The 15041-nt window shown below is 73.2% G+C and carries 12 protein-coding genes and 2 pseudogenes; 12 read left to right on the forward strand and 2 right to left on the reverse strand.

The annotated features are described in order from the left end of the window. Nucleotides 1-429: 429 nt before the first annotated feature. A complete protein-coding gene (locus tag AB0E91_RS11910) occupies nt 430-1674 on the reverse strand; it encodes a beta-eliminating lyase-related protein (protein WP_361778921.1) in 1245 nt (414 codons plus the stop codon). A gap of 162 nt (nt 1675-1836) precedes the next feature. Here AB0E91_RS11910 and AB0E91_RS11915 point away from each other — a divergent pair, with 162 nt between their 5' ends. The 11 genes and pseudogenes from AB0E91_RS11915 (at nt 1837) to AB0E91_RS11965 (ending at nt 11428) form a co-directional block, all read left to right on the forward strand. Then, a complete protein-coding gene (locus tag AB0E91_RS11915) occupies nt 1837-2802 on the forward strand; it encodes a DUF2520 domain-containing protein (RefSeq protein ID WP_361778924.1) in 966 nt (321 codons plus the stop codon). Further along, a complete protein-coding gene (gene panC, locus AB0E91_RS11920; RefSeq protein ID WP_361778927.1) occupies nt 2799-3800 on the forward strand; it encodes a pantoate--beta-alanine ligase in 1002 nt (333 codons plus the stop codon). The genes AB0E91_RS11915 and panC overlap by 4 nt, the downstream gene beginning before the upstream one ends. Further along, nucleotides 3797-5494, forward strand: coding sequence for an L-aspartate oxidase (locus AB0E91_RS11925; protein WP_361778930.1), 1698 nt, complete (start codon nt 3797-3799; stop codon nt 5492-5494). The genes panC and AB0E91_RS11925 overlap by 4 nt, the downstream gene beginning before the upstream one ends. A 73-nt stretch (nt 5495-5567) precedes the next feature. Next, on the forward strand, nt 5568-6551 hold the full coding sequence (gene nadC / locus AB0E91_RS11930) for a carboxylating nicotinate-nucleotide diphosphorylase (RefSeq protein ID WP_361778933.1): 984 nt from the start codon (nt 5568-5570) through the stop codon (nt 6549-6551). A 4-nt stretch (nt 6552-6555) separates the two neighbouring features. Beyond that, nucleotides 6556-7353, forward strand: a complete 798-nt coding sequence (locus AB0E91_RS11935) for a type III pantothenate kinase (protein WP_018548013.1) — start codon at nt 6556-6558, stop codon at nt 7351-7353. Between the two features lie 137 nt (nt 7354-7490). Further along, nucleotides 7491-7835: pseudogene (locus AB0E91_RS11940) on the forward strand (hypothetical protein); the annotation flags it as partial. A gap of 693 nt (nt 7836-8528) precedes the next feature. Then, nucleotides 8529-8738 (forward strand): annotated as a pseudogene (locus AB0E91_RS11945) (hypothetical protein); the annotation flags it as partial. 487 nt (nt 8739-9225) lie between these two features. After that, the gene (locus AB0E91_RS11950; protein WP_202486157.1) at nt 9226-9399 is read left to right on the forward strand and encodes a hypothetical protein; all 174 of its coding nucleotides are present in this window, start codon (nt 9226-9228) and stop codon (nt 9397-9399) included. Between the two features lie 497 nt (nt 9400-9896). Continuing rightward, nucleotides 9897-10328, forward strand: coding sequence for a BlaI/MecI/CopY family transcriptional regulator (locus tag AB0E91_RS11955; protein WP_361778937.1), 432 nt, complete (start codon nt 9897-9899; stop codon nt 10326-10328). A gap of 9 nt (nt 10329-10337) precedes the next feature. Next, nucleotides 10338-10889 carry an amino-acid N-acetyltransferase gene (locus tag AB0E91_RS11960; RefSeq protein WP_161180731.1) on the forward strand — a complete coding sequence of 184 codons (552 nt, stop codon included), beginning with the start codon at nt 10338-10340 and terminating at the stop codon, nt 10887-10889. A gap of 203 nt (nt 10890-11092) precedes the next feature. Then, entirely contained in the window at nt 11093-11428 is a 336-nt protein-coding gene (locus tag AB0E91_RS11965) for an Lsr2 family protein (RefSeq protein WP_361778942.1), read from the forward strand. On the opposite strand, the gene AB0E91_RS11970 is transcribed toward AB0E91_RS11965, so the two are convergent. After that, nucleotides 11407-12078 carry an SCO3374 family protein gene (locus AB0E91_RS11970; protein ID WP_361778945.1) on the reverse strand — a complete coding sequence of 224 codons (672 nt, stop codon included), beginning with the start codon at nt 12076-12078 and terminating at the stop codon, nt 11407-11409. The genes AB0E91_RS11965 and AB0E91_RS11970 overlap by 22 nt on opposite strands. Nucleotides 12079-12508: 430 nt before the next feature. Between AB0E91_RS11970 and AB0E91_RS11975 the strand changes: the two genes are divergently transcribed. Then, the gene (locus AB0E91_RS11975) at nt 12509-15037 is read left to right on the forward strand and encodes an ATP-dependent Clp protease ATP-binding subunit (protein WP_161183613.1); all 2529 of its coding nucleotides are present in this window, start codon (nt 12509-12511) and stop codon (nt 15035-15037) included. The last annotated feature ends 4 nt before the right edge of the window (nt 15038-15041 follow it).

The raw sequence follows: 15041 nt of genomic DNA on the forward strand, positions 1-15041 counted from the left end.
GCAGCGGATACCTGGCTCTCCTGCGCGGCGCCCGCGACCGCCGCCGCTTCCGCGCGGTATTGGCGGGGCGCCCGGTCAGAGGGTGGTGGCGCGCGGTGCCGACGGGGTGGTGGGGGCATCGGTCTCGGACACCGTGAGTTTCCCCGGGCGGTGGAGGGGGCGCCGGGTCCGGCCGCAGCAAGCCCTCCGCGCGGCCGCGTGGCACGCCGGTCCACGACTACGTCTCCGGGCTCGCCGAGGAAGCCCTCCGCGCGGGCGCGTGGCACGCGGCGGCCCCGGCCGCCCGGGCCGCCTCCGCGTGGACCAGTGCCGAGCGGCGCGGCAGCGGGGCGCACAGGTTGTCTCCGGGGACGTGCTCCCGTTCCGCCCCGCGCGCGCCGTAGTCTCGGCGGCACGCCGAATTCCGGAGCCCCCCCGTCGGGGCCCTGCTCACCCCTTCGGCGCGCGTACCCGCTCCGCGAACTCCACCACCGCCCGCTTCACGTCCTCCGGGGTCCAGTCGAGGCCCGCCTCCGCCACCGTCACCTCGGTGACGGCGAGGCCCGGACCCGCCGCGTCCCAGCCGTTGGCGAAGAGCATCGTCCCCGTCTCCTCGGCCTGGCGCACCGCCGCCTCCGCGGCCGTGTCGGGGTCGTACGGGAGCCAGACCTGGAACTCGTGGGTGTGCGGTTCCTCGGGGTGGACGCGGGCCCAGGGGAGCCCGGCCGAGGCGAAGCCCTCGCGCAGGGCGGTGGCGACCACGCGCGCGTGCCGGACGTATTCGGGCAGGCGGGGGAGTTGTCGCTCCAGGCCGACGAGGGCGGACAGGGCGGTCGGGAACTGCTGGAAGACGGTGCCGCCGTAGCGGTGCCGCCAGGTGCGGGCCTCCTCGATCAGGCTCGTGGGACCGGCGAGCGCGGCGCCGCCGAAGCCGCCGAGGGACTTGTAGAACGACACGTAGACGCTGTCGGCCAGGCCCGCGATCTCCTCCAGCGGGCGCCCGAGACGGACGGTGGACTCCCACAGGCGCGCGCCGTCGAAGTGCACCACCGCGTCCCGTTCGCGCGCCGCCTCGACGGTCTCCGTCAGCTCCTCCCAGGTCGGCAGGAGGAACCCGGCGTCCCGCAGGGGGAGTTCGAGCATGAGCGTGCCGAAGGACTCGGGGAACTCCGCCACCTCCGCGGCCGTGGGCGGCCGGTGCTCGGTCGTCAGGACCACCGGCCGCAGCCCCGCGACCTGGCTCAGGGCATCGCGTTCGTGCCGCTCGGGGTGGCCGAGGGCGTGCAGGGCGACGACGGGGTTGCCGGTACGGGCCGCCCAGCAGCGCAGGGCCACCTGCTGAGCCATGGTGCCGGTCGGGAAGAACGCGGCGGCCTCGGTGCCGAGCAGCGCGGCGACCCGCTTCTCCAGGGCGGCCACGACCCGGTCGCCGTACACGTCCGCGGGCTCGTCCAGGTCGTACACCCCGGGCGCCGCCTCCTGGAGGTGCGCCAGGCGCTCGCGGAGCGTGCCCCGCCAGCCCGCGCGCGAGAGCACCCGCCGCGCCCCCCGCTGCGCCGCCGCGCGCCGCTCCCGCAGCGGGACCGCCGCGTTGTCGCGAGCGCCGCCCCCGTGCCGCTCCTCGCCCTGCTCCCCGCCCTGCTCGTGGCCCTCGTCCCGAAGCCCGTTCCCGCCCTGCCCCGCCGTATCCGTCATACGGGCGATGATGCCCCGCGCCCCCACCCGCGGGCACCGGAGTTTCCCGGCCTCCGTCGCCCACAGCCTGTGGACAACCGGGGCTCGCCGCGCGGATAGCGTTAACATGACGAGAAATCGTCCGGTACCCAGAGCGGACTGGAACGGGAAGGCCACGGTCGCGTGAGTACAGTCCACCAGCCAGACATCAAGGACCGCCCGGCGCGGCTCACCGTGGGCGTCGTCGGCGCCGGACGCGTGGGCCCCGCGCTGGCCGCGTCCCTCCAGCTCGCCGGGCACACCCCGGTCGCCGTCTCGGGGGTCTCCGACGCCTCCCGCAGGCGCGCCGAGTCGATGCTCCCGGGCGTGCCGCTGGTGCCGCCCGCCGAGGTCCTCCGGCGCGCCGACCTGGTGCTGCTGACCGTCCCCGACGACGCCCTGCCCGGCCTGGTCACGGGCCTCGCCGAGACCGGCGCCGTACGCCCGGGCCAGCTCCTGGTGCACACCTCGGGGCGGTACGGCGTCGCCGTGCTGGAGCCCGCCCTGCGCGCGGGCGCGCTGCCGCTCGCGCTGCACCCGGCGATGACCTTCACCGGCACCCCCGTGGACGTGCAGCGCCTGGCCGGATGCTCCTTCGGCGTCACCGCGCCCGAGGAACTGCGGCTGGCCGCGCAGGCCCTGGTCATCGAGATGGGCGGCGAGCCCGAGTGGATCGCCGAGGAGAACCGCCCGCTCTACCACGCGGCCCTCGCCCTCGGCGCGAACCACCTGATCACCCTGGTCGCGCAGTCCATGGAGCTGCTGCGCACGGCCGGTGTCGACGCCCCCGACCGGATGCTGGGCCCGCTGCTCGGCGCCGCCCTGGACAACGCCCTGCGCTCCGGGGACGCGGCCCTGACGGGCCCGGTCGCGCGCGGCGACGCCGGTACGGTCACCGCGCACCTCGACCAGCTGAAGAAGCACGCGCCGGACACGGTCGAGGGCTACCTCGCGATGGCCCGCGCCACCGCCGACCGCGCCCTCGCCTCCGGCCTGCTCAAGGCCGAGCTGGCCGAGGACCTGCTGGGGGCGCTCGCCCCCGCCGCCGACGGCCCCGGCGGCCCCGGCGGCACGAACGGAACGAACGGCCCCGAGGGGAACGCCCGATGACCACCACCCTGCTCAGCACCGCCGACGAACTGCACGCGCGCGTGCGGCGCGGCCGCCGTGCCGTCGTGATGACCATGGGTGCCCTGCACGAGGGCCACGCCACGCTGATCCGCGCCGCACGCGCGATCGCCGGGCCCGAGGGCGAGGTCGTCGTCACGGTCTTCGTCAACCCGCTCCAGTTCGGCGCGAACGAGGACCTGGACCGCTACCCGCGCACCCTGGAGGCCGACCTCGCGCTCGCCGGACGCGCGGGCGCCGACGCCGTGTTCGCGCCCTCGGCGGACGAGGTCTACCCGGGCGGCGACCCCCAGGTCCGCGTCACGGCGGGCCCCATGGGCGAGCGCCTCGAGGGCGCCACCCGCCCCGGCCACTTCGACGGCATGCTCACCGTCGTCGCCAAGCTGCTCCACCTCACCCGGCCCGACGTGGCCCTCTACGGCCAGAAGGACGCCCAGCAGCTCGCCCTCATCCGGCGCATGGTGCGCGACCTCAACTTCGGCGTGGAGATCGTCGGCGTGCCGACCGTGCGCGAGGAGGACGGCCTCGCCCTCTCCAGCCGCAACCGCTACCTCTCGCCCGAGGAGCGCGACACCGCCCTCACGCTCTCCCGCGCGCTGTTCGCGGGCCGCGACCGGCACGCCGCCCAGGAGGCGCTGCGCGCCCGCGCCCGCGAGGTGCCGTCCACGCACGCGCGCGCCGAGGCGCTCAGCGCCATAGGCGAGTCGCGCGCCGCGGCCGACGCGCACGCGGTCGCCACCGCCGTACCCGGCGGCCCGGCCGCCGTCCGCGCGGCCGCCCGCCAGATCCTGGACGAGGGTGTCCACTTCGAGCCGCCGCTCGTCCTGGACTACCTCGCCCTGGTCGACCCCGCCGACTTCACCGAGATCGGCGATGGCTTCACCGGCGAGGCCGTCCTGGCCGTCGCCGCCCGGGTCGGCTCGACCCGGCTGATCGACAACATCCCACTCACCTTCGGAACCCCCGGAGCCGCCTCGTGACCAGCACAGGCATACGACTGCACGCGCCCGCCCCCGGCTGGTCCATCCCGGCCGACGTGGTGGTCGTCGGCTCCGGCGTGGCCGGGCTGACCGCCGCCCTGCGCTGCGAGGCGGCCGGACTGACGACGGTCGTCGTCACCAAGGCCCGCCTCGACGACGGCTCGACCCGCTGGGCCCAGGGCGGCATCGCGGCCGCCCTCGGCGAGGGCGACACGCCGCAGCAGCACCTGGACGACACCCTGGTCGCGGGCGCGGGCCTGTGCGACGCGGAGGCCGTACGCCTCCTGGTCACCGAGGGCCCCGGCGCCGTACGGCGGCTGATCTCGACCGGCGCCCGGTTCGACACCGACGACGCGGGCACCATCCAGCTCACCCGCGAGGGCGGCCACCACCGCCGCCGTATCGCGCACGCGGGCGGTGATGCCACCGGCGCGGAGATCTCCCGCGCGCTGGTCGACGCGGTCCGCGCGCGCGGCCTGCGCACCATCGAGAACGCGCTCGTGCTCGACCTGCTCACCGACGCCGAGGGCCGCACCGCCGGTGTCACCCTGCACGTCATGGGCGAGGGCCGGCACGACGGCGTGGGCGCCGTGCACGCGCCCGCCGTGGTCCTCGCGACCGGCGGCATGGGCCAGGTGTTCTCCGCGACCACCAACCCGGCCGTCTCCACCGGCGACGGCGTCGCGCTGGCGCTGCGCGCGGGCGCCGAGGTCAGCGACCTGGAGTTCGTGCAGTTCCACCCGACCGTGCTGTTCCTCGGCCCCGACGCCGAGGGCCAGCAGCCGCTGGTCTCCGAGGCCGTGCGCGGCGAGGGCGCCCACCTGGTCGACGCCGACGGCACGCGCTTCATGGTGGGCCAGCACGAGCTGGCCGAGCTGGCCCCGCGCGACATCGTCGCCAAGGGCATCACGCGGCGCATGCAGGAGACGGGCACCGAGCACATGTACCTCGACGGCCGGCACTTCGGCGCCGAGATGTGGGAGCGGCGCTTCCCGACCATCCTGGCCGCCTGCCGCGCCCACGGCATCGACCCGGTCACCGAGCCCATCCCGGTCGCCCCGGCCGCCCACTACGCCTCCGGTGGCGTGCGCACTGACGACCGGGGCCGTACGACCGTGCCGGGCCTGTACGCGTGCGGCGAGGCCGCCTGCACCGGCGTCCACGGCGCCAACCGGCTCGCCTCCAACTCCCTGCTCGAAGGGCTCGTCTACGCCGAGCGCATCGCCGCCGACCTCGCGGCCGCCCGCGCCGACGGCACCCTCGCCGCGCGCGTGCCCGCCCCCGTGCCGTACGCGGAGCGCCCCGCGCACCCGCTGCTCGCGCCCGAGGCCCGGTACGCCGTCCAGCGGATCATGACCGAGGGCGCGGGCGTGCTGCGCTCGGCGGACTCCCTCGCGCGCGCCGCCGAGCGCCTGGAGCGGCTGCACACCGAGGCGCTCGACGAGCTGGAGACCGACGGCAAGACCCCCGAGCCCGGCGTGGACACCTGGGAGGCCACCAACCTCCTGGGCATCGCCCGGGTCCTGGTCGCCGCCGCGCGGCTGCGCGAGGAGACCCGGGGCTGCCACTGGCGCGAGGACCGCCCCGAGCGCGACGACGAGAACTGGCGCCGCCACATCGTCGTGACACTCCGCCCGGACCGTTCCCTGGCCGAGCGCCTCACCGAGACCGCAGACTTCCCCCCGACCCGGTGACACCGGCCCCCGGCCCGGCAGCCCCGGCGAAGACCTGTCCCACCCGTACCCGTCCCCAGGAGCAGTGACGCACATGAGCACCGAAGACCTTCCCCTCGCCCCCACCGGCGGCTGCGGTGACGGCTGCGCCTGCGGCGCCGGCGGCGAGGAGGACGAGGAGTACCTGGAGTGCGGGCTCGACCCCGCGCTCGCCGAACTGCTGGCCGCGGCCGGGCTCGACCCGGTCGAGGTCGAGGACATCGCCAACGTCGCGGTCCAGGAGGACCTGGCGGGCGGTGTCGACGTGACCACCGTCGCGACCATCCCCGAGGACGCGCGCGCCACCGGTGACTTCACCGCGCGCGAGACGGGCGTCGTGGCGGGCCTGCGGGTCGCCGAGGCCGTGCTCTCCGTGGTCTGCGAGGACGAGTTCGAGGTCGAGCGGCACGTCGAGGACGGCGACCTGGTCGAGGCCGGGCAGAAGCTGCTCACCGTCACCGCCCGCACCCGCGACCTGCTCACCGCCGAGCGCAGCGCCCTGAACATCCTCGGCCGCCTCTCCGGCATCGCCACCGCCACGCGCGCGTGGGCCGACCTGCTGGAGGGCAGCCGCACCCGGGTCCGCGACACCCGCAAGACCACGCCGGGGCTGCGCTCCCTGGAGAAGTACGCGGTCCGCTGCGGCGGCGGCGTCAACCACCGCATGTCGCTGTCCGACGCGGCCCTCGTCAAGGACAACCACGTGGTCGCCGCGGGCGGCGTCACCGAGGCGTTCAAGGCCGTACGGGAAGCGTTCCCGGAGCTGCCCGTCGAGGTCGAGGTGGACACCCTGCACCAGCTGCGCGAGGCCGTGGACGCGGGCGCCGACCTGATCCTGCTGGACAACTTCACGCCGGGGGAGTGCGAGGAGGCCGTCGCGATCACCGGCGGGCGTGCCCAGCTGGAGGCGTCGGGGCGGCTCACGCTGGAGAACGCGCGCGCGTACGCCGAGACCGGGGTGGACTTCCTGGCCGTCGGCGCCCTCACCCACTCCGCGCCGGTCCTGGACATCGGCCTGGACCTGCGCGCGGCGGAGTGACGGGATGCTGCTCACGATCGACGTCGGCAACACCCACACCGTCCTCGGCCTCTTCGACGGCGAGGACATCGTCGAGCACTGGCGCGTCTCCACCGACCCGCGCCGCACGGCCGACGAACTGGCGGTGCTGCTGCGCGGGCTGATGGGCAGCCACCCGCTGCTCGGCAGCGGCCTCGGCGACGGCATCACCGGCATCGCGATCTGCGCGACCGTCCCGTCGGTGCTGCACGAGCTGCGCGAGGTCACCCGGCGCTACTACGGCGACGTGCCCTCGGTGCTGGTCGAGCCCGGCGTCAAGACGGGTGTCCCGGTGCAGTTCGACAACCCCAAGGAGGTCGGCGCCGACCGGATCATCAACACGGTCGCCGCGAACGAGCTGTACGGCGGCCCGGCGATCGTCGTCGACTTCGGCACGGCGACGACCTTCGACGCGGTCTCCGCGCGCGGGGAGTACGTCGGCGGGGTGATCGCGCCCGGCATCGAGATCTCGGTGGAGGCACTGGGCGTCAAGGCGGCCCAGCTGCGCAAGATCGAGGTGGCCCGGCCGCGCAACGTGATCGGCAAGAGCACCGTGGAGGCCATGCAGTCCGGCATCGTCTACGGCTTCGCGGGCCAGGTCGACGGAGTCGTCACCCGGATGGCCCGCGAGCTGGCCGACGATCCGGACGACGTCACGGTGATCGCCACGGGCGGGCTCGCGCCCATGGTGCTCGGCGAGTCCTCGGTGATCGACGAGCACGAGCCGTGGCTGACGCTGATCGGGCTGCGGCTGGTCTACGAGCGGAACATCCCGCGCAGGTGAGGGGGCCGGCGCCGGATGCGGCGCCGGCCGGAGGAAACCGGGCACGACACGCGTCGACACAACGCTGTCTTTCGTCACTTTTGTCCGATTAGAGCTACCGTCGCCCCATGCCCACGCCATACGGATCTCGCGGCGGCATGGCGTTCGGCGCGGAGGAGCTGCGCGTGCTCCGCCGTGCCCTCGCCCTCGCCCTCCACCCCGGACCCGCCTCGGCCGAGGACGTCCAGGACTGCTTCCGCCTCGCCGAGACGCTCGACGAGGCGCTGGCCGAAGCGGCCCGGCTGCGGTCCTTCCTGCTGGCCGACCTCGGCCGCTACCGAGCGGCCCTCCCGGCCACGGCGACCGGCTACCTCTCCCTCCTCGCGGAAGCCCTGAACACCGGCCACCGCCCCACCCCCGACGACCTGGCCGCCCTGAAGGCCCTCAGCGGCAACCCCGAGGCCGCCACCCTCCTGGCCCACTGCCGAGGAGTCCCGGAACAACACCCGACCCGCCCGTCTCCGACGGTACGGCCCCCCGGTGTCCCCGCCCCGACGGCCTCCACTTCCACGGGCACGGCCTCGATGGCACCACCTTCTCCGAGCCCGACTCCGACGGCACCGGCTCCCGGGATCCCGTCCCCGTCGGTTCCGGCCTGTGCGGGTACGGCGTCGATGGCGCCGTCTTCTCCGAGTCCGACTCCGTCGGCACCGGCTTCCGCGGGTCCTTCCCCGGCCGCCCCGGCCTTCCCGGGTGCGCCCAGAACGGCACCGTCGTCCTCGCCCTCGACGTCGGAAGCACCGGCCCTCACGGCCACGGCCCTGGCTGTCCTGACGCGCGAGGCCCTGCCCTCGGCCTCCACCCCGGCTGCCCGGGCCTCCGTGCTCCCGGTGACGGCTGCTCCAGGTGTCGCGGCCCGGGTGTCGGTTGCTCCGGCTTCTGCGGTCCCGGCTCCGGTTGCCCCAGCCGGGGCGGAAGCGGCGGCCTCGACTGCTCCGGTCCATCTGGTCCCCGGCTCGGTCACCCCGGCCCCCGTGCTCGCCTCTCGGGCCGCCCGGACCTTCGCGGTTCCCGCCGTCCTGGTCCCGGCGTCCGCCGTCCCGGTCCCCGCCGCCCCGGTTCCCGGTGTTCCGGCCGCCGCCATCCTGGCCTCGGAGCTTCCGGTCACGGCGCTCGTGCCCGGCGTGATCCAGCTGCCCGCCTCCCGGACCCACCTCCTGGCCCTGCCCGGCGGTGCGGCCGATCCGGCCAAGCCGGGACGGAAGCCGGGGGCGCCCACGCCCGAGCGACCGGCAACGGAACCCGAGCAGCCGAAGCGCCCGGTTCCGACACCCGGCGAGGTCTTCCCGCCCCGCAAGCCCGCGACACCCCCGGACCCGGCGTCCGAGCACCTCGCGGCAGGCTGACCCCTCAGCCAACCGCTCCCGCCCCCACCCGCTGTGGCCCCCGAGGACATTCCTCGGGGGCCACAGCGGTACAGCCAACGACCAGGCCCGCACCGTGACACCCCGGCCCCGTACGGGCCGCTGGGGTATCCGTCGGGGGCCGCAGCGGGACGGCACGGTTCGGAGGGGCCCCACGGTCTCGGCCCTGCCTCGTACGCGCCGTCGGGCCATTCCCGAGGGCCACAGCGGGACTGGCGACTCGGGACGCGGTCCCCGGGCGCCTCGCCCCGTACCGGCACCGGCAGACCCCTCGAGCACCACACCGGGACGACGACGAGCAGCCCCCTCCCGTAACGCCCCGTCCCCGTATGGGCCGCCGGACACGCCCGAGGGTCGCAGCAGGGCGGCCTGGGGCCCCCGGCGGCCGCAGCGCGGCGGCGACGGAAACGCACCCCACTCCGGGGCACCCCGCCCCCTGCGCCCCGCCCCCGCTGGCTACTCTGGTCGCATGGATTACGTCTCCGCGCTCGTTCCCCCGGTCGTCATGGCCGCGTTGTTCATCGGTGTGGTCCGGGTGATCGTGAAGACCCAGGGCGGCGCCGCCAAGAGCAAGGAAGACGCCGCCGTGGACGCGGCGCTGGCCCGCGCGGAGAGCGCCCGCCAGGCCACCACGGACGCCTGAGCCGCAGGCACTACGCGCCGCCGGAAAGCAGGCGAGCCCCGCCGCAGACGCGGCACCGCCTCACGCGGAGAACCCCGCAGGGCTGCCACGGACATCTGAGCCGCGCAGCCCCGCAGGCACAGCGCGCCGCCGCCCCACGCGGAGAGCACCAGCCGCGCCCGCCTGAGCCGCCGCGCTGCACGCCTGAGGCCGTCGCGGGGACTCGCGCGGAGGACGCTCGCCGGCCCACCACGGACGCCTGAGCCGCCCCGCACACGCCCCCTCCCCGCGCCGCAGGCACCACGCGCCGCCGGGAAGCGGCCGAGCCCCGCCGCAGACGCGGCCACCTCACGCGAAGAAACCCCGGTCGCGCCCGCATGACCCACCGCGCCGCACACCCCCGCCCAGGCCCCGCAGGGCCACCGCGCCGCAGGCATTCCCGCCCCTTTTGATCCCGTTTCGTACCTGAGTGCACGTCCCGCACGCCATTGACGGGATCTCCCACTATTGTTCTGAACGTGCCTCGCCCATTGGGAGAACTCGAAGACGCAGTCATGACGCGGGTGTGGAAGTGGAACCGCCCGGTGACCGTTCGAGAAGTCCTGGAAGACCTCCAGAGGGAACGCTCCATCGCGTACACCACGGTCATGACCGTTTTGGACAATCTCCATCAGAAGGGCTGGGTACGCCGCGAGGCGGAAGGCCGCGCCTATCGATACGAGGCCGTCTCCACCCGACCCGCCTACGCCGCCGCGCTCATGAACGACGCCTGGTCCCAGAGTGACAACCCCGCCGCCGCTCTCGTCGCCTTCTTCGGCATGATGAGCGAGGAACAACGCCAGGCACTCAGTGACGCCATCCGTATCGTCCAGGGACCGGAAACACGGGAACCCAGGGAAGCTCCCCGAGAGGAGAACCCCGGTTCGGCGGAGGACACCGGCGGGCGATAGCGTCCGCTCATGTCAGCAGAGCGCCCCGAAGTCCCAGGGAAAGCCACCGGTCCCGGGAAAGCCGTCACCGTCCGCCGCGCCCGGACCAGCGATGTTCCCGCCGTACGCCGACTCCTCGACCTCTACACGCACGAGCGCATCCTGCTCGACAAAGCCACGGTCACGCTTTACGAGGACATCCAGGAGTTCTGGGTCGCGGAACGCGACGACAACGCCGAGGTCGTCGGCTGCGGTGCCCTGCACGTCATGTGGGAAGACCTCGCGGAAGTCCGCACTCTCGCCGTCCAGCCCGGCCTGAAGGGCTCGGGCGTGGGCCACCTCGTGCTGGAGAAGTTGCTTCAGACCGCCCGTTGGCTCGGTGTTCGCCGCGTTTTCTGTCTGACCTTCGAAGTCGACTTCTTCACCAAGCACGGCTTCACCGAGATCGGCGAGACTCCCGTCGACACCGATGTGTACGCGGAGCTGATGCGCTCCTATGACGAGGGCGTCGCCGAGTTCCTCGGTCTCGAACGAGTGAAACCGAACACCTTGGGCAACAGCCGGATGCTTCTGCATCTGTGATCGCCATTGCCCCGGTTCCCTATGTCCGAAACGCGCACGTTTCCGGACGGGGTCGCCTCCGTACCCCTCTCCCCGAGGGTTTGTGTTTTTCCGGCAAAAGCGGTTTGCTTTCCGGCGTACTGCAGCACTGCATATAACAGGGGTGGCAAAACGGCGGCGCCGCACACCTCCCCGCACTCACGTTATCGATGAAAGGAAATCCCGTGGCACAGAAGGTTCAGGTCCTTCTTGTCGACGACCTCGACGGCGGCGAGGCGGACGAGACGGTGACGTTCGCGCTGGACGGCAAGACTTACGAGATCGATCTGACGACCTCCAATGCGGACAAGCTGCGCGACCTTCTCGGTCCGTATGTCCAGGGTGGCCGTCGTACCGGTGGCCGTTCCTCCGCCGGCCGCGGAAAGTCCCGCGCCTCTTCCGGTGGCAACCAGGACACCGCGGCGATCCGCGCCTGGGCCAAGGAGAACGGCTACGACGTGAACGACCGGGGCCGCGTCCCCGCCGCCATCCGCGAGGCCTACGAGAAGGCCAACGGCTGATCCGCCCTCCAGGGGCCCGACGGCCGGGCCCGCGCGCGGCCGTCCGAACCGGCGCCCGCGCGCCACAGCCGGACGCGGTGGCACTCCGCCGCGACCGTGCCCACGAGCCGTACGAGATCGGGGGCACCTCCGGCGCCCCCCACGGCCGGCAGCGCCGGCAGCGCGGTCTCGACCCGGCCGTCCGGTCCGGGGGGCCGCAGCCATACGGCGGTCCCCCGCACCGTGTCGGGCCGCTGTCGCGCCCCCTCGCGGGCACGTCCGGGCGGCTCCGGTGCCGCCATGAGGCCGCCCGCGCCCAGCGCCCGCACATCCGGCGGCAGCGGCCCCCACTCCAGCCACTCCAGCAGCCCCGGCAGCTCCTCCGCCGCGCCCGCGGCCACCAGGAACAGCATCCGGTCGCCGTGGAGGGCCACCGGTGAGTCCGGCCCCAGATGCCGCAGCGCCGCCGCGCCCGCCTCGGCCGGCACGTCCAGCGCGTCGAACCGCACCCCCGTCACCAGCTGCAACGGCGTACCGGTGGCCGTCGGCCAGCCCAGCACCTCCTCGTACCACCGCCGTGCCGCGCCTGCGGACGGACCGGTGGACGGACCGGGACCGGAGGACGGACGCCGGGAGCCGGGAATCGCGGACGCCGGGAGCACCGAGGACATGTCCGGAGCAACCCTTCCCGGCGCCCCGTGGTTACGCTGGGCAGTCGGGTGATCCCGCAGCGCGTGCGGAAGGGGAGTGCGCGGGGGCGCGAGGGGGTGCGAGGTTGTTCGCCCATAGCGGAGGGATGGGGCGCGCTCGGCATGGACTGTCGGTCCCCGCGGGTAAGACATGCCTAGTGGGAGGGGGCGACACGCAGAACGGGGCGTCTCACGTTCGCCAACGGCGTACTGGCGACTGGGGTAACTGCCTGGCCTGCGGGAACATCGTCTCGCACCATCGGGTTGGAGCAGATGTCGGCGTCAGGGGTCAGGAGGCCATCGACGGTGTCGGCAGTTGGAATGAGCGGTCCCCGCTTGCGGGACTAAGCTGCGGAAGGACAGGGAGGGGAAGTTCCCCCCACTGCCTGACCGCTCTGAGGAGCGATTAACGATGTTCGAGAGGTTCACCGACCGCGCGCGGCGGGTTGTCGTCCTGGCTCAGGAAGAAGCCCGGATGCTCAACCACAACTACATCGGCACCGAGCACATCCTCCTGGGTCTCATCCACGAGGGTGAAGGTGTCGCCGCTAAGGCCCTGGAGAGCCTCGGCATTTCGCTTGAGGCGGTCCGTCAGCAGGTGGAGGAGATCATCGGTCAGGGCCAGCAGGCCCCGTCCGGGCACATCCCCTTCACCCCCCGTGCCAAGAAGGTCCTGGAGCTGTCGCTCCGCGAGGCCCTTCAGCTGGGCCACAACTACATCGGCACGGAGCACATCCTGCTCGGCCTGATCCGCGAGGGCGAGGGCGTCGCCGCCCAGGTCCTGGTCAAGCTGGGCGCAGACCTCAACCGGGTGCGGCAGCAGGTCATCCAGCTGCTCTCCGGTTACCAGGGCGGCAAGGAGGCGGCCACCGCCGGCGGCCCCGCCGAGGGCACGCCCTCGACCTCCCTGGTCCTGGACCAGTTCGGCCGGAACCTCACCCAGGCCGCTCGTGAGACCAAGCTCGACCCCGTCATCGGGCGCGAGAAGGAGATCGAGCGGGTCATGCAGGTGCTGTCCCGCCGCACCAAGAACAACCCGGTGCTGATCGGTGAGCCCGGCGTCGGTAAGACCGCCGTCGTCGAGGGCCTCGCCCAGGCCATCGTCAAGGGCGAGGTGCCCGAGACCCTCAAGGACAAGCACCTCTACACCCTGGACCTCGGTGCCCTGGTCGCCGGCTCCCGCTACCGCGGTGACTTCGAGGAGCGCCTGAAGAAGGTGCTCAAGGAGATCCGCACCCGCGGCGACATCATCCTGTTCATCGACGAGCTGCACACGCTGGTCGGTGCGGGCGCCGCCGAGGGCGCGATCGACGCCGCCTCCATCCTCAAGCCGATGCTGGCCCGCGGTGAGCTCCAGACCATCGGTGCGACCACGCTGGACGAGTACCGCAAGCACCTGGAGAAGGACGCGGCCCTCGAGCGCCGCTTCCAGCCCATCCAGGTCGCGGAGCCGTCGCTGCCGCACACGATCGAGATCCTCAAGGGCCTGCGCGACCGGTACGAGGCGCACCACCGCGTCTCGATCACCGACGAGGCGCTGGTCCAGGCCGCCACCCTGGCCGACCGGTACATCTCGGACCGCTTCCTGCCGGACAAGGCGATCGACCTGATCGACGAGGCCGGTTCCCGGATGCGCATCCGCCGGATGACCGCGCCGCCGGACCTCCGCGAGTTCGACGAGAAGATCGCCGGTGTCCGCCGGGACAAGGAGTCCGCGATCGACTCGCAGGACTTCGAGAAGGCCGCCTCCCTGCGCGACAAGGAGAAGCAGCTCCTGGCCGCCAAGGCCAAGCGCGAGAAGGAGTGGAAGGCCGGCGACATGGACGTCGTCGCCGAGGTCGACGGCGAGCTGATCGCCGAGGTCCTCGCGACCGCCACCGGCATCCCGGTCTTCAAGCTGACCGAGGAGGAGTCCAGCCGCCTGCTCCGCATGGAGGACGAGCTCCACAAGCGGGTCATCGGCCAGGTCGACGCCGTCAAGGCGCTGTCCAAGGCGATCCGCCGTACGCGTGCCGGCCTGAAGGACCCCAAGCGTCCCGGTGGCTCGTTCATCTTCGCCGGCCCGTCCGGTGTCGGTAAGACCGAGCTGTCCAAGGCGCTCGCCGAGTTCCTCTTCGGTGACGAGGACGCGCTGATCTCCCTCGACATGTCGGAGTTCAGCGAGAAGCACACGGTCTCGCGGCTCTTCGGTTCGCCCCCCGGCTACGTGGGCTACGAGGAGGGCGGCCAGCTCACCGAGAAGGTGCGCCGCAAGCCGTTCTCCGTGGTCCTCTTCGACGAGGTCGAGAAGGCCCACCCGGACATCTTCAACTCGCTGCTGCAGATCCTGGAGGACGGTCGCCTGACCGACTCCCAGGGCCGGGTCGTGGACTTCAAGAACACGGTCATCATCATGACGACCAACCTCGGCACGCGGGACATCTCCAAGGGCTTCAACCTGGGCTTCGCGGCCTCGGGCGACTCGAAGACCAACTACGAGCGCATGAAGAACAAGGTCTCGGACGAGCTCAAGCAGCACTTCCGCCCCGAGTTCCTCAACCGCGTCGACGACGTGGTCGTCTTCCCGCAGCTGACCCAGGCCGACATCCTCCGGATCGTCGACCTGATGATCGGCAAGGTCGACGAGCGCCTGAAGGACCGGGACATGGGCATCGAGCTCTCCCAGTCCGCCAAGGAGCTGCTCTCCAAGAAGGGCTACGACCCGGTGCTGGGCGCGCGTCCGCTGCGTCGCACGATCCAGCGCGAGGTCGAGGACACCCTCTCGGAGAAGATCCTCTTCGGCGAGCTGCGCCCCGGCCACATCGTGGTCGTGGACACGGAGGGCGAGGGCGACAACCAGACCTTCACCTTCCGCGGCGAGGAGAAGTCGGCCCTCCCGGACGCCCCGCCGATCGAGCAGGCGGCGGGCGGCGCGGGCCCGAACCTGAGCAAGGACGCGTGACCCT

This window comes from Streptomyces sp. NPDC026659 (assembly GCF_040638245.1).
Lineage (GTDB): Bacteria > Actinomycetota > Actinomycetes > Streptomycetales > Streptomycetaceae > Streptomyces.